At 37.0% G+C, this 18,176-nt stretch carries 16 protein-coding genes; 6 read left to right on the forward strand and 10 right to left on the reverse strand.

Going from position 1 to position 18,176, the window contains the following annotated elements; all coding sequences use genetic code 11:
* The first annotated feature begins 13 nt into the window (after positions 1 to 13).
* The gene (gene purF, locus QUE72_RS04860; protein ID WP_074499461.1) at positions 14 to 1,531 is read left to right on the forward strand and encodes an amidophosphoribosyltransferase; all 1,518 of its coding nucleotides are present in this window, start codon (positions 14 to 16) and stop codon (positions 1,529 to 1,531) included.
* Positions 1,532 to 1,594: 63 nt separating this feature from the next.
* On the opposite strand, the gene QUE72_RS04865 is transcribed toward purF, so the two are convergent.
* The 5 genes from QUE72_RS04865 to QUE72_RS04885 all read right to left on the reverse strand — a co-directional run bounded on the left by QUE72_RS04865 (position 1,595) and on the right by QUE72_RS04885 (position 5,804).
* Complete coding sequence (locus QUE72_RS04865; protein ID WP_074499460.1) at positions 1,595 to 2,194, reverse strand: Yip1 family protein; 600 nt, start codon at positions 2,192 to 2,194, stop codon at positions 1,595 to 1,597.
* A 222-nt stretch (positions 2,195 to 2,416) separates the two neighbouring features.
* On the reverse strand, positions 2,417 to 2,695 hold the full coding sequence (locus QUE72_RS04870) for a hypothetical protein (RefSeq protein WP_074499459.1): 279 nt from the start codon (positions 2,693 to 2,695) through the stop codon (positions 2,417 to 2,419).
* Between the two features lie 235 nt (positions 2,696 to 2,930).
* Complete coding sequence (locus tag QUE72_RS04875; protein WP_286271904.1) at positions 2,931 to 4,184, reverse strand: Vgb family protein; 1,254 nt, start codon at positions 4,182 to 4,184, stop codon at positions 2,931 to 2,933.
* A 147-nt stretch (positions 4,185 to 4,331) separates the two neighbouring features.
* Positions 4,332 to 5,096, reverse strand: a complete 765-nt coding sequence (locus QUE72_RS04880) for a LytR/AlgR family response regulator transcription factor (RefSeq protein WP_083602076.1) — start codon at positions 5,094 to 5,096, stop codon at positions 4,332 to 4,334.
* Positions 5,097 to 5,117: 21 nt separating this feature from the next.
* Positions 5,118 to 5,804: a sensor histidine kinase gene (locus QUE72_RS04885; RefSeq protein ID WP_286271905.1), complete on the reverse strand. Its 687-nt coding sequence runs from the start codon at positions 5,802 to 5,804 to the stop codon at positions 5,118 to 5,120.
* 275 nt (positions 5,805 to 6,079) lie between these two features.
* On the opposite strand from QUE72_RS04885, the gene QUE72_RS04890 reads away from it, so the two are divergent.
* From QUE72_RS04890 to QUE72_RS04900, 3 genes are all read left to right on the forward strand, one after another.
* The gene (locus QUE72_RS04890; RefSeq protein WP_286271907.1) at positions 6,080 to 6,985 is read left to right on the forward strand and encodes an ABC transporter ATP-binding protein; all 906 of its coding nucleotides are present in this window, start codon (positions 6,080 to 6,082) and stop codon (positions 6,983 to 6,985) included.
* Positions 6,978 to 10,547: an ABC transporter permease/M1 family aminopeptidase gene (locus tag QUE72_RS04895; RefSeq protein ID WP_286271908.1), complete on the forward strand. Its 3,570-nt coding sequence runs from the start codon at positions 6,978 to 6,980 to the stop codon at positions 10,545 to 10,547. Before QUE72_RS04890 ends, QUE72_RS04895 begins: the two co-directional genes overlap by 8 nt.
* Positions 10,548 to 10,667: 120 nt before the next feature.
* Complete coding sequence (locus tag QUE72_RS04900; RefSeq protein ID WP_286271910.1) at positions 10,668 to 11,558, forward strand: hypothetical protein; 891 nt, start codon at positions 10,668 to 10,670, stop codon at positions 11,556 to 11,558.
* Positions 11,559 to 12,179: 621 nt separating this feature from the next.
* On the opposite strand, the gene QUE72_RS04905 is transcribed toward QUE72_RS04900, so the two are convergent.
* The 3 genes from QUE72_RS04905 to QUE72_RS04915 form a co-directional block, all read right to left on the reverse strand.
* Positions 12,180 to 12,641, reverse strand: a complete 462-nt coding sequence (locus QUE72_RS04905) for a MarR family winged helix-turn-helix transcriptional regulator (protein ID WP_286271912.1) — start codon at positions 12,639 to 12,641, stop codon at positions 12,180 to 12,182.
* 12 nt (positions 12,642 to 12,653) lie between these two features.
* Positions 12,654 to 13,781: an Acg family FMN-binding oxidoreductase gene (locus tag QUE72_RS04910; RefSeq protein ID WP_286271913.1), complete on the reverse strand. Its 1,128-nt coding sequence runs from the start codon at positions 13,779 to 13,781 to the stop codon at positions 12,654 to 12,656.
* 242 nt (positions 13,782 to 14,023) lie between these two features.
* A complete protein-coding gene (locus QUE72_RS04915) occupies positions 14,024 to 14,332 on the reverse strand; it encodes a hypothetical protein (protein WP_286271914.1) in 309 nt (102 codons plus the stop codon).
* Between the two features lie 279 nt (positions 14,333 to 14,611).
* Here QUE72_RS04915 and miaE point away from each other — a divergent pair, with 279 nt between their 5' ends.
* Complete coding sequence (gene miaE / locus QUE72_RS04920; RefSeq protein WP_286271916.1) at positions 14,612 to 15,385, forward strand: tRNA isopentenyl-2-thiomethyl-A-37 hydroxylase MiaE; 774 nt, start codon at positions 14,612 to 14,614, stop codon at positions 15,383 to 15,385.
* Here miaE and QUE72_RS04925 read toward each other — a convergent pair.
* On the reverse strand, positions 15,375 to 16,109 hold the full coding sequence (locus tag QUE72_RS04925; RefSeq protein ID WP_286271918.1) for a UDP-2,3-diacylglucosamine diphosphatase: 735 nt from the start codon (positions 16,107 to 16,109) through the stop codon (positions 15,375 to 15,377). The two genes, miaE and QUE72_RS04925, sit on opposite strands and share 11 nt — an antisense overlap.
* A 13-nt stretch (positions 16,110 to 16,122) precedes the next feature.
* Complete coding sequence (locus QUE72_RS04930) at positions 16,123 to 16,614, reverse strand: peptidylprolyl isomerase (protein WP_074499452.1); 492 nt, start codon at positions 16,612 to 16,614, stop codon at positions 16,123 to 16,125.
* Positions 16,615 to 16,753: 139 nt separating this feature from the next.
* On the opposite strand from QUE72_RS04930, the gene cysS reads away from it, so the two are divergent.
* Positions 16,754 to 18,139, forward strand: a complete 1,386-nt coding sequence (gene cysS / locus QUE72_RS04935) for a cysteine--tRNA ligase (protein ID WP_286271920.1) — start codon at positions 16,754 to 16,756, stop codon at positions 18,137 to 18,139.
* Positions 18,140 to 18,176: the final 37 nt, after the last annotated feature.

Genomic DNA, 18,176 nt, shown 5'->3' on the forward strand with positions numbered 1-18,176 from the left:
CGGGGTAAACTACATGTGTGGTATAGTTGGCATTGTTGGTAATACATCGGTTGGGCAATCTTTATATGATGGCTTAACAGTTCTTCAGCATCGTGGCCAGGACGCTGCAGGTATCGTGACTATTCACGATAACACCTTTAGACTCAGAAAAGCGAATGGCTTGGTGAAAGATGTTTTTCACACGCGTCATATGTTAAGACTTCAAGGTAATATTGGCATTGGCCATATTCGTTACCCAACTGCAGGCACGTCTAGTTCATCTGAAGCGCAACCATTTTATGCAAATTCACCATTCGGTATTTCACTTGCACATAATGGTAATTTAACCAATGCGCAAGAATTAAAAGATTGGTTATTTAAAGAAGCACGTCGTCATGTAAATACTACTTCTGACTCAGAGCTTTTGTTAAATATTCTTGGCCATGAATTACAACATATTGGTGGTTTAGATTTAACGCCTGATGATATTTTTACTGCGGTTGCTAATGTACATAAACGTGTTCGTGGTGCTTATGCAAGTGTTGCTGTGATCATTGGCCATGGCATGGTTGCTTTTCGTGATCCTAATGGTATTCGTCCTTTGGTGTTTGGTAAACGAGACACTGAGAAAGGCACAGAGTATATGATCGCTTCTGAATCGGTTGCATTAGATGCAAGCGATTTTGAGTTTGTCAGAGACGTTGCGCCCGGCGAAGCTATTTTCTTTACCGAAGATGGTCAATTACATAGTAAACAATGTGCTGAAAATCCAAGCTTTAATCCATGTATTTTTGAGTATGTTTATTTTGCACGCCCTGATTCAACCATGGATAAAATTTCCGTTTATGGTTCACGCGTTGAAATGGGTACAAAACTTGGTGCTAAGGTTGCAAAAGAGTGGGCTGATGAAGATATAGATGTTGTTATTCCAATTCCTGAAACATCTTGTGATACCGCACTGCAAATAGCACAAACATTGAACTTACCGTACAGACAAGGTTTTGTTAAAAATCGCTATATTGGTAGAACGTTCATCATGCCAGGGCAAGAACAACGTAAAAAATCAGTACGTCGTAAGCTAAATGCTATAGGAGCAGAGTTTGAAGGGAAAAATGTTTTATTAGTTGATGACTCAATTGTACGTGGTACCACCTCTGAGCAAATTATTGAAATGGCACGCGCAGCGGGTGCTAAAAAAGTTTACTTTGCTTCAGCAGCTCCTGAAATACGTTTTCCAAACGTTTATGGTATTGATATGCCGAGTGCTAATGAATTAATTGCTCACGGTAGAGAGTTGGAAGACATTTGTCAGCTAATAGGTGCTGATAAATTGATTTTCCAATCGATTGAAGATTTAGAAGAAGCTGTTCGTACTGCTAATCCTGATATTAAAAAGTTTGAAACATCAGTATTCAATGGTCAGTACATTACCAAAGATATTGATCAAGATTATTTAGAAAGACTCGACGCATTAAGAAATAACGAAGTAAAAGAAACGTCAGATAAAAATGCCGATTCAATTATTGATATGCATAATGAAGGCTCTGAATAATATCAACTTATAGAAAAATAAAGGCACCATTAGGTGCCTTTATTTTTACAAAGCTAGTGAATATTATCGAATATATTCAGTACTAAACCCCATACCAAACATAATAGCACTAATCGCCATTAACGCGACAAGTAGTACTAAGCCACAAGTGACTACTGAGCTTGAATAAATGAAGCCACTCTCTTCAGGTATGTTCATCATAATTGGCGTCCCTGAATAGAGTAAATAAATCGAATAAGCCAGTGCAGCAAGACCCGAAAGTGTGACAAACCACAGTACAGGGTATAAGGCTGTTAATCCTACCATTAACAAAGGAGTAACAGTGTATGACGCTAGTTCTAATGACTGTGAAAAGTCAGGAGAGGCTTTAAACGTGATAGCCATCCATTGGATCAAATAGGCGAGTGCAAAAACACCGACAATAATTCCAAAGTACATGGCAACTGACATCGCTAAAGCGCTTGATTCTGCAATTTTAATGACAGGGCCTGCACCAATAGACCAACCAATATGTGCTGTTGCAAAATAACTGCATATAGCTGGTATCAATGCGATTGTTAGTATATGCACAACACTGTACATGTAACTTTCATGGCGTTTTTCAATTGTGCGCCATTCTTCTTTTGGATGAGCATAAAGCCCCCATATATGATTTAATATCATGTTATATCCTCTTACTCAGTCCCCAAAATCGCCTTTTGCGGTTGTTGTTATTGTTATCCGCTAGCGTGTGTTCAACGTTATTATTTTTATAGTTGATATGTTATTTATGGAAGATGTTGAAGATATAGTCAAGAACAGAGTGAATTTTATACTAAAATCGTAGCAAATCATTTTTCATTATAATTAAAATAGATAAGAGAAATGTGATCAAAGAGGTGGAACTTAGCTGACTTTTATTCGGACAATATTCATTATCTCCATCTCAAATCCAGCAATAGTCTCAGTTGCAGGGTAATAGGTAACATTGACTTTTTGACCTGATAAGCACCTATACTGCTTTTTGCGTTTATATTTAAATGGCACATCGATATTTTCAAGCATAATGGTGTTAAGGATCCAATCATCTTCTTCCCTTTGCACATGTGAGATAACTTTTAATGACTCGCTGTGGATCAATTGTTTATGATTTTCGAGTAATTTATTAATTGCTTTTTTGGCCATGGCATCAATGTTTCATTTAAACGGTATGATAAGTATCTCACGCTTTATTCTATTTATATACTTTTGCTCAAGCAAAACCTTGTGAGACTTAAATATTAGGGTCTGTTGATCTTTCGAGAGTAAATTTTGTTCGAACTAAACGCGAAAGATCAACAGGCCCTCATTGATAAAGCTATTTGGCCAACCTCACGCGACTTAAGCGCTCAACAGAATTTTTGCAACTCGAGTGTGCATTCTACTCTATATTCACTCTGATGACCTTGCTAGTGCTGCTTTGATGAATTAATAAATCACCTTGTTTGGTTTTTCGCATATGCCTTACAATTCCTGCATATACATTACCTGAAGGGATAGCCCAGCTTTGAAATGTCTCACTTTTGGGATCAAACCTCACTAATGCATCTGGTCTCATGCCTGACTCGTTATACCAAACGATATTATCAATCACGGCTATGGCATATGGGTGAGATTGACTGCCACTAGGAGAAGGCCACTCTTTAATATCTCCAGTGTCAGGATTGTAACGGCCTAATCGCCCCTGAGATGAATTAACATACCAAATCATACCGTCAGCTGCGATATCAAGCCTACGCACTCTAGTCGCTTTATTAGGTAAGATAATATCGGTTAATTGCATCGTTTTTGGATCAACGTTAACTAAGCAGTTTCTACCGTTACAGGCTACCCATGGAGTGCCTTCATCATCAATTTTAATCCCATAAGGTTTAGATTTAGGAGCGTTCATCGTTACCAGTTTTATTTCGCCTGATTCTGGATTTAATCTACCTATCATATTGCTATGCTGAAGGGTAAACCAAAGTATGCCTTTATCATCGAAGATTGCACTGTGAGGATCTTTAGCTTGTTTGTCCGGCATCGGGAATTCAGTAATTTCACCTGTTTTTATATCAAGCTTACCCATGGTGCCATTTTTATTTCCTGTATACCAAATGTTGCCGAAGTTATCAGTGGTTACTGTATGTGGCATAGCATTATCAGGCAGGGGATATTCTTTCACTTTGCCGCTGTCAGGATCAATACGGCCAATAAGGTTTGCACGTTGACCTGCCCACCAAATATCACCATTTTCTGCTTCTATCGGATCACGAGAACGTTGTCCAAGGGTTGGCGTATGCCATGTGGTAAAACTAATTTCGGTATCACCTGATGTTAAGTTAGGTGTTCGTTTATCATTGGGTGGATAATTTTTGGCTAAGTAACTAACAATTTTTTCTTCAATAGCAGGGCTGTTAGAAAAGTCGATCATGGTGTGAATTAACGCTTGCCAACCATCGGCGTTATACCCTGAACTTCGCGTGATCATATTGGTGCGGTGACAAGCTGTACAATATTGTGTAATTAAGGCTTTACCTTCGGGCTGTTTAGGGTCATCGATGAGTTTATTATTGTTAGGTTGACTAGTGGCTGTAAACGAAAATACACTAACGACTATTAAAAGTAGATAAAACATAATGTTAGGCGATGACATGTGCATTCCTTTAATGACTCGTTGATTAATTTAGCTTGTGTGGTCTTTAACGGTAGTTCACCTTTCGCTGACTGTAAACATAAAGTTATTGCCTGAATTTTTAAGGGCGGCCTCTTAATTTGCGCGTAAAAAATAATTGAATGAAAGTTAATTAATGATCAATAAGTTATTGTCAATTAGGTTGCGAATATTGTCTTTATATACTCTTCCTATTGGCAGTGATATGTTATCAAGCTTTATTTCATTTGCACTGACAAGTGTAATCGCGTGATGAGCAACTATGTATGATCTATGTATTCGGCTGAAGCTTTTTTTTGGTAACAGTTGATCAAAGTCCGAAATTTTCATTTGGCTTAAAATGTGACGATTCTTTAAATTAACAGACGTGTAATTACCTTCCGCTTTTATATAAATAATATCGCTAAGTGCGACTTTATGGTTTTTTTTCTCGTCTTTAATAAAGATGCTTTGCTCAATATATTCGTCAATGTTGGTGGCTCTTGTTTGTCTAACTGAACCTATCGCTGGTTGCGAAGTGAGTGTTGATTCTGTAGTCATATTGTTCATGACTTTCTGAAGAGATTTAAAAAAACGTTCAAAATTAAACGGTTTAAGTAAATAATCAGCAATTGTATATTCGTAGCTTTCTACGGCGTGTTCTCTATGAGCAGAAATAATGATAATTTGCGGTGGGTATGTTAATGTTTTCAAAAACTCAAAGCCGTTGAGTTTTGGCATGTTAATATCTAAAAATATCAAATCAATTTGATGTGTTGTTAACAAAGGCAAAGCAGACATAGCACTATGACAATTACCTATCAAGTTCATATAGTCGATATCTTCAGCGAAGCTTTCTATGAGTGTATGAGCGATTGGCTCATCATCAATTATCAAGTAATTTATTTGCATCATAATTGTCTTATTGTATCTTAACTAGGCTAAATTGATCGTCACATTGGCTATATATTGGTTACCTTCAATATAGCGAGTATACGAATGTTTATTCGGAAACAGTAACGCTAAACGACGTGATAAATTTTCTGTACCAAGACCACCAGAGCGGCGAATCGCTTTATTTTTATCACACGTTATTTTGTCGAAATTATTTTCTATATTGAACATGATTGTTGTTTTAGTGGTTGTTAATGAGAAATGAATATATTGACTTTCTAGTTGGCTATCAACACCATGTTTAAAGGCATTTTCTAATAAATTAATAAAAAGCAAAGGTGGAATTCGTTGTTGTTTATCGTCTATTTTTTGTTCAAATTTGATATCAATTTTGTGTTTGTAGCGAATAATATTAAGCTCAATAAAATTTTCTAAATAGTCAACTTCGTCTGCTAAGGTTACTGTATTTTTTCGTCCTTCATAAATCGTAAAACGCATCATTTGTGAAAGTTTATAAATCACTTCTTGAGTCAGCTCTGACTTTTCTGTCGCTAAGCCATATAAGTTATTTAACGTATTAAAAAAGAAATGCGGGTTTATTTGGCTCTTTAGCAAATTAAGTTCAGATTTTAGGGTTTCTTCATGTAAATGAGCAATGTGCTGTCGTTGTTTATTTCGATCATGTAACAGATAAACTAAAGGGATCATTAATGAAAAGGTAAGAAACATCAGTAATATATCTCTATTGCCCAAACTGTAAATAGCATATAGCGTAAGAGAATATAAGAGTATAAAAAGAACTGTTTTAAACCAAGAATTCAAATTTTCACCTGTGAAAAAAGCGCGTTAGCTTGCTTCGCTATGACGATAGTGAATAGGTAGCTCGTTTAACAGCGTATTTTGTCGTTCAACTACCTTTAAACGTCGTTAGACATTGCTTTGTTTACAACATTTTAGTCGATTGTACACTACAGATATATTAAATTGATACTAGTGAATTATCGATGTTAACCATAAGAAATTTATCTAAAACGTACGACAATGGTGTTCAAGCAATCAAATCGGTATCTCTTGATATCGAACCAGGATTATTTGGTTTACTTGGACCAAATGGCGCTGGTAAGTCGTCACTTATGAGGACTATTGCAACATTACAGCAACCATCGCATGGCCAAATTAGTTTTGATAATAAAGATATTATTAAAAATCCTAATATTATTCGCAACTGTTTAGGTTATTTACCTCAGGAGTTTGGTGTATACCCCAAAGTATCTTGCTACGACTTGCTAGATCATCTTGCACTTTTGAAAGGAATAACGGATAAAAATACCCGAAAAAAACAAATAGAACAGTTGCTTTATCAAACCAATTTGTATGATGTTAGAAAGAAGGATGTTAGTTCATATTCTGGAGGGATGCGTCAGCGATTTGGTATTGCGCAAGCACTGCTAGGATCTCCCAAATTAATTATTGTCGATGAACCTACCGCAGGTCTAGATCCACAAGAACGCAATAGATTTCATAATCTATTGTGTGAAATCAGTGAAAATATTGTCGTCATTCTCTCAACGCATATTGTCGAAGATGTTAGCCAATTATGTCCTAATATGGCTATTTTAGCCGCTGGCGAAGTTCGACTGCAGGGCAAACCTGCTGACCTAATTAAGCGAATTGAAGGTACTATTTGGAGTAAAATGATCAATAAAGATCAGTTAGCTTATTACAAATCGACATTTAATGTGATTTCAGAACGTCTGATCACGGGTAAAACACAAATTATTATTCAAAGTGATTTTCAACCTGAGATTGGCAGCGAACCAGTAGAAGCAAATTTAGAAGATGTTTACTTTTCAACGTTAAACAAAGTCTCTCAATCAGATACAGGTGAGTTTGGAGGTAGCCATGCTTAAAGGATTAACGCTATTTGAGCTAAAGTATCATCTTAAACAAGGGAGTTTTTGGGCGGTAACGTTTTGTTTCGTTTGGATGGCTGTTTTGATTAACTCGCAGCGTGGTTCTGCTCTATTATATGCAAATTCAGCTTCTGCGATCACACAAACGCTTTTGTTTATATCTCCTTATATTATTTTTGCATTATGTGTCTTGGCTTCTGCAACATTGATCCGAGATAGTCAATTTAAGATGGAATCCATCATTTTTACAACGCCTATGGATAAATTTCAGTATCTCGCAAGTCGTTATTTGGGGATTGTCACTTCATCGATAATACTGTTTGCTATTGTACTTGTTGCCATGATGTTAGGTGTATTATTTTTAGATGAAAGCTTGGTAGGGCCAATTAACATTAGTCATTATTTTTTAGCTTTTTTTATATTTATTCTACCCACTATTTTATTGTGTTCATCAGTCGTTTTTTCGACGGCAATGCTATCTAAAAATACCATTGCTGTTTATGTAGCTGGCATAACGATTTTCGTACTTTACCTATTAGTATCTATTTTGGGGAATTCCCCTTTAATTGCCGGTTCTAATACGCTATTAAGCGATAGTAACGGGTTTACGGCATTAATGGAGCCATATGGCTTAATCGCTTTTATGGAACAATCTGCGTTTTGGAATAGTACCCAACGTAATATATTAACACCGGAGTTGTCAGGTAATCTTCTTCTCAATCGCTTGCTTTGGCTTGCTGTTAGTGCTGGACTTTTTTCGTATACGTATCATAAGTTTAGTTTTAGGACAGTTAACAAAATATCCAAGAAGCCACAGAGAACATTTGACAATCAAGCTAGCCAATTATCGCCTATCCAATCACAAAGCTATCAAACAGTGAAGCCTCAGCAAGATTTTGAAAAATTTAACGTATCGATTTGGTTTTCAAAACTTAAGCTAGAATATTTAACTGCGACCAAAGGTAAAACATTTATCGTATTGTTACTTGTTACTATGGTTTTTACTTTGGGGAATTTAGCTGGGAATATTTTTAACGGACCAATAAACAATGGTCAGCCCTATTACCCATTAACGTCAATTATATTAGAGCTATTAGAACAACCATTAGCTGATATCGGCATGTTGATTGCCATCTTTTATTCTGTCGAATTATATTGGAACGAACGTGATTTAAAAGTTGATTCGCTAGTTGATACGACACCAACGAGAAACGTAACGTTTTATTTAGCAAAGTTAATTACCGTTATTATGGTTTGTTTTACCTTGATAACCACTGCAATAGTAATTGCTATTGGCTTTCAGCTGTCACAAGGTATTGTTGATATTCAACCTTGGTTATACCTTATATTGTACTACTATGCTGGTGTCCCAATGCTATTAGCGGCTTTTCTAGCGCTTAGCTTGCAGCGATTAGCTAAAAACAAAGCCTTAGGATTATTACTCGCTCTCGCCGTATTTTTCCTTAGTGTTTTCGTTAAAAATTTAGGCTTAGAGCACCCGTTAACTATTTTGGCGTACCGTCCGCAGTTTATTTTTTCTAACATGGCGGATACGATTTACCACGATGGGGCTGTTCATTGGTATAATCTTTATTGGTTATCGTTTGGTCTTATTATTTCGCTGCTCACGGTTAAGTATTGGCAACGCGGTAACTCTAATATTGCACAGAAACTCTCGAGGAGCAGCACCTACTTATTAGCTAGCGTTGTCGTGATTTTTCTTACAAGTGGTAGCTATATTTTCTATCAAACTAATATCTTCAATGAATATTCTTCAAAAGAGCAAACATTGCGGCTGATGCAGGATTATGAAGTTCAATATGCTGCATTAGCTCATTTACCTCAACCAACTGTGATAGATATAAATGTTAATGTTGACATATTTCCAGACACTAGACGCTATCAGGCCAAAGGGCGCTATATTATTGAGAATCAAACCCAAGAAGATATTAACGAGGTGATGGTTTCAATATTTAAGCAAAGTCACATAACCCAAAACATTACCTTTAATGAGGCTGCACTTGAACGCTACGATGAAAAATATCAAACCTATTTTTTTACATTAAATACGCCAATGAAAGCAGGTGAGAAGCGGACACTTACGTTTGACTTTTCCGTGACACATAATGCTTTTTCAGCACTCGATGGTGAACATTACGTAACAAAAGGTGGCGCCTACATTGAACTTGAAGACATCATGCCGCAATTTGGCTATGACTTACGCTATGTTATTGATGATGAGGAAGAAAGGAGTAAGCGGGGCTTACCTTTAGTTAAACTGGCGATGCCAACAAAAGACATGCAGATATCGAGAGACGACTGGGTTAATTTTGAGACGATTGTTTCCACAAAGAAGTCGCATCAAGCATTAACAGTAGGACGCTTAAAAAATACGTGGCTAGATGAAGGTAGGCGTTTTTTTCATTATCAAACTGACGGAAAAGTTCAACGTCAGTTAGCGTATATCTCTGCAGAATTTGAGCAGATTAGAGAAACATATAAAGGCGTTGAAATTAGTCTTTTTCATAGCCCTGAACATAATAAGGATAGTCAGTATGTACTTAATGCGCTAAAGCATACAATGGATTATTTTTCTGAGAACTTTGGTGATTACCAATCAAATCAATTTACGGTTGTTGAACTACCTTATTTTTCTAGTGCTCAATCCTTTGGTAGTGCTCAACCGGGGATGTATTTAGGCGTAGAGAATCGTTTTTTCAATCTTGATAATCGTAATGTTGAAAATAGTGAATTTAACCCGCTATTACGAGGCGTTTCCCATGAGTTTTCTCACCAATACTGGGGCGGTTATATTGAACCAAATTATGTAGGTGGTTACGCTCTTTTGACTGAAACATTAAGCAAGTATAGTGAGTTAGTGCTATCAAGAAAGGTGTATGGCGAATATTCAACAAACCTTGAAGTTCACTTGTCATTAGACCGTTATTTGCGCGCTAGGTCTTATAGCAACAATATCGAAAAACCTTTATTTTCTACAGGAATGGAACCACATATTTATTATGCTAAAGGTAAGCAAACAATGCATGCTTTACTGGACTTACTTGGAGAAGAGAAAATTAACCAAGCGTTGAGAGACTTACTAAGCAAACATGGTTACCCCAATAAACCAACATCACTGGATTTATTAAATGAATTCTATTTAGTGTCAAACGACGGTCAAAAAGGAATAATAGATGATCTATTTAAGCGCGTTGTTTTCCATGATTTTTCGCTGCATAGTGCTAAAACCACTCTGTTAAATAGTGGCTTTTATGAAACGGAAATTGATATAAGTACCGTCAAACTTGTGTTAGATGTAAAAACTAATACCGAAGAAAAAGCACCTATCAATGACAGCTTAGATGTCGCGTTATATTCAGGGTTTCCCAAAGTGAACAACGAAAATATGCTTTCGATTCAGAAAGTGAAATTTAATAAAGAACGCAATATTGTCTTGATAAAATCTAAAGAAAAACCAAGTCACGTGACTATTGATCCGAATCGATTCCGAATCGATAGGAATATAGCCGACAATACAATTGCAGTTAAGTTGCATTAACACACGTTTAACTACTGCCTTACCAGCCAATATTAAAAAGTTTGGAGTCTCCTTAAAAGCTAACGCTTTTTCGGAGGCAACTGTTGCTGACTTTTATTTACCATAAAAAAGGAAAATACCATGAAATTGATTAGCCTCATCACTTTAATCTTGTTATCAATGAACGCAATTGCAACTAACGATAAAACGCTTTTAGATGCCAAAAAGGCGTACTTTCATCGTGACTATCAACAAGTAATGAGCATTGTTAAAGCATTACAAGTGACTAAGACTGAAAATAAGTCGTTAATGGCAGAAGTAGCACTATTGCAGGCTGCAATTGACATTCAAAAAGGTGTTAAGGGAGCAGATGAGCATTTAGAACAGATTATTGCCAAGAATGATGAAAAGGCGAATTTTCATTATATGGCCTCGAGACTGTGGTATCGTCATGCGAAAAACTCTTCAATATTTAGTAAGATGTCAATCTATAAAAAGCATGTTAAAGCGAGTATAAGGGCAGCAACGTTAGCGCCTGAAAATGAACGCTATCAATATATTGCTGCTCGTGCTTACGGACAACCGTCTATGATGGGCGGTGATAACGATAAACAGAAGCTTATTGTTGATAAATTAATGATTAACAATTCAGCCTTTGCACAAATGGCAATGATGGATTATCTACAAAATACACAAGATAAAGTCAATGCTCTTCCATTTATCAAGCAAGTTTCTGTAACCTACAAAGATAATATTGAAGTGCTTGAAAGAGCTGCTCAATTACTTTGGACTTTTGATGAAAAAGAGCAAGCTGGCAAGTTATTTTCTACTGTCTGTTCTCTACCGCCAGGTGAATTCGAAGCATATGTAAAATGGAATGATGCTTGCTTTTTAAGTGCTTCTTTTGCCGTTGAAGGTATTTTAACAAAAGAAATTGGTTTAACGTCAATTAACCGTTTAATTGAGTTTACCTTCGTTGATGATGATGAATTTCAACAAGCACAGTCAATCAAAAAGAAACTGAGCTCATAATAAAGGCTTTCAATGAGAGACAATATATCGTCAACATGTTCAAACACTAATCGTTGATAGTATAAGTATTCTAAACCGTTATCATTGACTAAGCTTACCAACGTCATTTTAAAATGTTAAAGAATCGGCTATCGACGCTAAAGTGCCATCAATGAATCATTTATCTGAGGGCTTTCTGTTTAAATACCGGCAAACTCTTCCATTACGTATGATAAAGCCCAGCGTAATGAAAACTGTAACGGTTTAGTAAGGGCGATATAAAGAAGAAAAGAATCACAACACTAATTAATACGAGTCTACAACATCATAACTCCAAAGGCTGTTGTTCGCTAATTGCGCTCGTTATTAACCAATATATAAATTAGCACTATTTATTCCTCTTACTAGGGCCTGTTGATCTTTCGCGTTTATTTTTGCAGCCGTTTATTGGTATTTAGACAAGGCATTGCGATTAATGTGTGGTTATTCCACATGAAAAAGCAATAACGACGTATAAATGACAAAAAGCGTTTAGTTCGAACAAAATTTAATCTCGAAAAATCAACAGACCCTAATAATTAATTGGGATTGAAAGGTTAAAAAAGGTTTACGCATGACTGAGAAGCGATAAAAGAGATGGAATTAAGATCTATTGTTATCCATATAGCTTCTTACCTTATCCAGACCAAGTAAAAGTTCCTTAAAGAGGTCAATCCCCAGAGTATCTATGGTGTCTTTATACAAAGGGGCTATTGTTTGTATAGCTTGGCTAAAAACTTGCCGACCTTTACTGGTAATTTGAACGAGCTTGCCTCGGCCATCATTAGGATCTTCTTCGATCAGGATATAGCCTTTAGCGGCAAGTTTTTGTAGGGTATTGGTCATTGACGGGCGAGCAACTTGAAAAATATTAGCTAATTCAGCTGGACTTTTTCGACGATCCATTCGGCACATATGACTGAGCACACCGAAGTGAGATGCTTGCATACCATCCGGAAGCGCTCGCTCCATTCGTGCTCGTGATAGTTGCTCTATAACTGCAATATTACGAAAAAATGCCATGACAGGATCAAGGGATTGCTCTCCTTCATTATCTTTCGACATTTATTCTCCTATTCAAGTAGTTAATATCACAGATTCTAATGGCCAGCGTGGGCTTGGTTCAACTTGATGACAATACCCTATTCGGGCTAACATTTGAATCCTATTTGGTTGTCTTACCGCTAATAAACTGTGAATGTCTTTAAATTGTTTATCCATTTCAGGAAATTCTTGTAAAGCTTGACTTACAGGTTGTATACCTATATTCAACGCGGTTGCTTGTAAGTTTAATTTAACATAATCACGACCGGCTTGTAGTTGCTCTTTACGACTATTGGTTTTAGTGGTTACCCAAACAAACCCCATTGAAGTGTTGAATTTCTCTTTAAATACTGACAGCGCTTGTACATTCATAGCGTTATTTGGATCTCTCATCCCTTCGCGTGTCATCATGCCCACTTTGTTAAGTAGCTCCATAGGTGCACCTATCATTGAAATACCATCTGGCTGTGCTTCAATTTCAGTCCGACCAATTCTCATAAGGTCGACACTTTCTCTTAGTGTATTTGGTGTTGTCATTTCAACACTTAAACTTTGATAGCTAATCTTTCTAATTTTGTTAACAATATTACTATCGCTACTTCCACTTGAGTGACTGGTTGATAGTAACGTTGCCATAGTAGAAGCACTTATTTCTCTAGTAGTATCAAAATGGATTTTCGACGTGCGACGAGTAAAAACTTGCTCAAAGAGCGGATCAGTTTTGATGGCTGCTGACTTCTCTAAGGTGAACCTAGCAATAGGTCGCTTGTCCAACCTTGGCTGAGGCTCACCATCAGGGAAACTTTCAACAGTAACGTCATAACCTAAATTATTGGCAGCCATAACAAATAATTCAGTGAAACAACCTAAACCTATGGTTATTTGACGATCAAAAGGATCGGTATGCGGTAAGCGACGCTCTAAGTCACAATATAAATCCATACTGTTTTGCTTATTAAGGTGCACTTGCCAAGGCTGACGATTATGAGGATTTGGCGCTAGAATTGCGTAGGCAAGCGCATCTAAGCGAGGATCACCGTATCCTCTGCTTGCATGTTGCCAAGGCTCAAAAGCTTTTGTTGGTGTGCGTGTGTTAAACCATAAGCCGCTTGCAGCAACGCCTGTTACAGCTACCACCGCACTACCGGTTTTTAAAAACATTCTTCTATTCATAATATAGCATTTTTCGTTAATTTAGTTAGGTGGCTAATTAATATAGTTAGATATCTAACTATATGCAAGAAGTAACGTTATATTTATTCAATTAATGCTTTATGCGAATGGGTGAAACTTAAGAAAACAAGCAGTATCTTTGATTTATTTTTTATTATCAGTTGTTTACATTGGAAGGTGTTCTTTGAAAATATACGATGAAGAGCTGTAGTTAGATTTCAAATTATTGCTTATTTGTAGTGTGCTTTACTATTTTGCTTTGCTATAGGGATTTTGAAAGCTTGGGTGATAAGATATGCTGTCAAGATAAAAGATGGCTTTTTAGCGAAATATTCAACGATAGCTATCGTTTCTGCGACAAACAGTGCAAGTAGTAGTGAGCCAATTGACTTTTCAATTAAGGTGAGCGCACTATTTTCTGTAATCAAACAACCGCCAATTGCAACGGCTAATAGCACAATAATAACGCGTATAAACCAAATACGTTTCAAAACATCCCAAGCCTTATCAGTCGATTTATTGTCAATACCCAGTTTCATGTATACCTCTTTGTATTAAAAGAAACTTTATTAAGCATACCTTAATGTAGCTTGTTGTTATATAAACATTTAAATATATGATAAAACGAAAACTTTAACTAATAAAATTTAGCAGAGTTGTCATTGCCTTACGTTTTTCAGGCGACAAAACTGTTATTGCAATGCCCCGTTACCCTCGAGTATTAAATGTGACGTTTCTTGCAATTAATCACGGCTTTATAAATAATCGTATGATAAAATTCGCGCATATCCAAAGTGTTAAATGAAGAACTAGCGAAAATGTCGACTCAATCATTATTATTGCCAATTTTGTCGTTTCTTAAATGTGAAACTCCTCAAGCGTGGGTTGATGAAGCAAAAAAGAAAGAGAACCTCGACATTGTACTTATTGATCACTTAATTTGTGAATTAAAAGCTGCGCAATCGGCCATGTTCTTAATTCGTAAATATGCAGTAGATAAACAAAGTGCTAATGCCTTACTCGCTTGGTTAGAGCCTTTTGAAACGCTTATTTATAAGAGGGAAGGGGATTGGCGCGAGCTGCCTTCAAAAAATAAGCTGACTAAATCAGTTATTCCAAGGTCAGATTCAAAATACGGACAAGATCTTATCGATAAAATGGTAGTATTGATTAAAGAAGAGTTACACCATTTTTATCAGGTGCTAGAGATCATGGATGAATACGGTGTTGAATACCGCAGCATTACTCCATGTAGATACGCGAAAGGTATGTTACGTAACGTGAAAACATTTGAGCCAGATGCGATGATTGATAAATTAATCGTGGGGGCTTACATTGAAGCGCGATCTTGTGAACGGTTTGCAAAGTTAGCGCCTCATGTTGATAAACGCTTAGGGGATTTCTATATATCGTTGCTGCGTTCCGAAGCTCGTCATTACCAAGATTACCTTGCACTCGCTGAACAGATAGCAGGTAAAGATATTGCTGACAGAATCAAATTTTTTGGTGAGCTTGAAGCTGAACTTATTTTAACAGCTGATGAAGATTTTAAGTTTCATTCAGGTGTACCTGCGTGCTCATTTAACGACTAAAAGGCACATTTTCTAACGTGATGCTATCAGGACTGACATATAAAATAGAACCTTGTTCATACCAATCGCCTAATACTATGCGTTTAGCTGGCTCATCATTTACCGTTAACTCATGTGTTGCTGGGCGATGCGTATGCCCGTGGATCAGAAGTTTTGATTGATTTTCTGCTAAACATTGAACTACTTCACTTGGCGTAACATCCATAATATCTTGTGATTTCATCGCGGTTGATTGTGCACTTTTCTTGCGATAATTTTGTGCGATTTTACGTCGTACAAATAATGGTAAACTTTTTATTATTGCTTGCCACCACCAACTACGTGATTTTTTCCGAAATGCTTGGTAATCAACATCGCGAGTACATAAGGTATCACCGTGCATGATCACGGCCTTTTGGCCATATAAATCAACCGTGGCGATATCTGGTAATAGTGTCATACCACAGCGCTGTGCATAGCGTTTTCCTAGCAGAAAGTCTCGATTCCCCTGAATAAAGTATATTGCCGTGCCTGTCTGACTAAGTATTTTAAGGTTTTGCGCAATTTGAATCACCAGTGGTGAATCATCGTCATCGCCGATCCAATACTCAAACAGGTCACCTAAAATATAGAGTGCTTGGGCTTTTGGCGCATCTTTTTTAAGAAATGACAAAAAACAGGCCGTAATATCCGGCCTGTCTTCTGCTAAATGTAAGTCGGCAATAAAATAAGTGATATTCGACATACGTTAACTAATGTTACTCAACGATTGTATCGTTAATAATAATTTCATCTTTTGGTACATCATCATGGAAGCCAAAGCGACCTGTTTCAACGAGTGTCATTTTGTCAACAATATCCATACCTTCAACAACTTCACCGAATACGCAGTATCCCCAACCTTGAACGGTCTCGTTTTTAAAATTAAGAAAATCGTTATCTGTTAGGTTAATAAAAAACTGTGCAGATGCTGAATGCGGGTCTTGTGTACGTGCCATGGCTAACGTACCACGTGTATTTGATAAACCGTTGTTGGCTTCATTTTCAATACTTTCGCCGCTTTCTTTTTCTTCCATGCCTGAAGCAAAGCCACCGCCTTGCGCCATAAAACCTTTGATTACGCGATGAAAGATAGTGCCATTATAAAAGCCATCTTTAGCGTATTGTTCGAAATTTTTTGCAGTAACAGGCGCTTTATCGAAGTTCAATTCAATTTTGATATCGCCTAAAGAAGTTTGAAAAGTGATCATATTTTTATCTCTGATAAAGTTTGTGGAAGGATTGTAACCTAATGGCTAAATCTGTAAAGGGAAGTGGTGATTATAATACTAAGTTCAGTTACAATGCCGATGCTTAAATAAACCTACTGATCAGGAGTCAGAAAACCTCATGTTACAAATGTACAACACACTTACCCGTGAAAAGGAAACATTTACCCCGATTAACCAAGGTAAAGTAGGATTGTATGTTTGTGGTTGTACGGTTTATGACTTGTGCCACATTGGTCATGGTAGAACGTATATTAGTTTTGACAATATTGTACGTTACCTGAGATTTTCTGGGTATGACGTGAACTACGTACGCAACATTACTGATGTGGAAGATAAAATCATTAAACGTGCTATTGAAAACAATGAAACGCCAGAAGCACTTACTGAGCGTACCATTGGCTATATGCATGAAGATTTTGATGCGTTAAATATTCTTCGTCCAGATCTTGAGCCACGTGTGACTACGCACATGGAAGAGATTGTAGAAATGATTGAATCACTGGTAGCAAAAGAACATGCCTATGTTGCCGAAAGCGGTGATGTATTATTTGATGTGTCAAGTTTTGCTAAATATGGGCAGTTAAGTGGCCAAAATTTAGAACAGTTACAAGCGGGCTCACGTGTTGACGTAGATACTACTAAACGTAATCCGTTAGACTTTGTTTTGTGGAAAACGGCAAAACCAGAAGAGCCTAGTTGGGATTCGCCATGGGGCGCAGGTCGCCCTGGTTGGCACATCGAATGTTCTGCAATGAATGCGAAAGAACTAGGCAAACACTTTGATATTCATGGTGGTGGCTCTGATTTACAGTTTCCACATCATGAAAACGAAATAGCGCAAAGCTGCTGTGCATTAGATACACCCTATGTAAATTACTGGATGCATACCGGTATGGTACAGGTCGATCAAGAGAAAATGTCTAAATCTCTTGGTAACTTTTTTACCATTCGTGATGTATTGAAACAGTATGATGCAGAAACCACACGTTTCTTTTTAACCACGGGACATTACCGTAGCCAACTAAATTATTCGACGGAAAATTTAGAGCAAGCACGTGCATCTGTTGAGCGTATATATACGGCATTACGTGATGTTGATGTACCAACAGGTTTTCAACTTGATAAATCATCACCGCATGCTTTGGCGTTCATCAAAGCAATGGATGATGACTTTAATACACCGCAAGCGTTGTCAGTGTTATTTGAATTGGCAAAAGCAATAAATGTTGCCAAACAAAACAATGTGGATGAAGAAGTAGTACAACTTGCAGGTACCTTAAAGGCTCTTGGTAATGTGCTTGGTTTATTCCAATTAAATCCGGCTGTATTTTTACAAGGTGGGAATGATGATGAAACTGTTGAGGTTGAAGCATTAATCGCTCAACGTAATCAAGCACGTGCAGATAAAAACTGGGCACTTGCTGATGAAGCACGTGATAAGCTAAAAGCAATGAATATCATACTAGAAGATAGCGCGGGTAAAACAACGTGGCGTAAAGGTTAATACATACCATTGTATTTGAGAGTAAAAAGCCCGGTTA

It is taken from the genome of Thalassotalea hakodatensis (assembly GCF_030295995.1).
Classification (GTDB): Bacteria; Pseudomonadota; Gammaproteobacteria; order Enterobacterales; family Alteromonadaceae; genus Thalassotalea_C; species Thalassotalea_C hakodatensis.

Excerpts from the sequence above, each read along its gene's own strand:
- purF (WP_074499461.1), top strand. The coding sequence starts at position 14 with ATGTGTGGTATAGTTGGCATTGTTGGTAATACATCGGTTGGGCAATCT.
- QUE72_RS04865 (WP_074499460.1), bottom strand. The coding sequence starts at position 2,194 with ATGATATTAAATCATATATGGGGGCTTTATGCTCATCCAAAAGAAGAA.
- QUE72_RS04870 (WP_074499459.1), bottom strand. The coding sequence starts at position 2,695 with ATGGCCAAAAAAGCAATTAATAAATTACTCGAAAATCATAAACAATTG.
- QUE72_RS04875 (WP_286271904.1), bottom strand. The coding sequence starts at position 4,184 with ATGTCATCGCCTAACATTATGTTTTATCTACTTTTAATAGTCGTTAGT.
- QUE72_RS04880 (WP_083602076.1), bottom strand. The coding sequence starts at position 5,096 with ATGATGCAAATAAATTACTTGATAATTGATGATGAGCCAATCGCTCAT.
- QUE72_RS04885 (WP_286271905.1), bottom strand. The coding sequence starts at position 5,804 with ATGTTTCTTACCTTTTCATTAATGATCCCTTTAGTTTATCTGTTACAT.
- QUE72_RS04890 (WP_286271907.1), top strand. The coding sequence starts at position 6,080 with ATGTTAACCATAAGAAATTTATCTAAAACGTACGACAATGGTGTTCAA.
- QUE72_RS04895 (WP_286271908.1), top strand. The coding sequence starts at position 6,978 with ATGCTTAAAGGATTAACGCTATTTGAGCTAAAGTATCATCTTAAACAA.
- QUE72_RS04900 (WP_286271910.1), top strand. The coding sequence starts at position 10,668 with ATGAAATTGATTAGCCTCATCACTTTAATCTTGTTATCAATGAACGCA.
- QUE72_RS04905 (WP_286271912.1), bottom strand. The coding sequence starts at position 12,641 with ATGTCGAAAGATAATGAAGGAGAGCAATCCCTTGATCCTGTCATGGCA.
- QUE72_RS04910 (WP_286271913.1), bottom strand. The coding sequence starts at position 13,781 with ATGTTTTTAAAAACCGGTAGTGCGGTGGTAGCTGTAACAGGCGTTGCT.
- QUE72_RS04915 (WP_286271914.1), bottom strand. The coding sequence starts at position 14,332 with ATGAAACTGGGTATTGACAATAAATCGACTGATAAGGCTTGGGATGTT.
- miaE (WP_286271916.1), top strand. The coding sequence starts at position 14,612 with ATGTCGACTCAATCATTATTATTGCCAATTTTGTCGTTTCTTAAATGT.
- QUE72_RS04925 (WP_286271918.1), bottom strand. The coding sequence starts at position 16,109 with ATGTCGAATATCACTTATTTTATTGCCGACTTACATTTAGCAGAAGAC.
- QUE72_RS04930 (WP_074499452.1), bottom strand. The coding sequence starts at position 16,614 with ATGATCACTTTTCAAACTTCTTTAGGCGATATCAAAATTGAATTGAAC.
- cysS (WP_286271920.1), top strand. The coding sequence starts at position 16,754 with ATGTTACAAATGTACAACACACTTACCCGTGAAAAGGAAACATTTACC.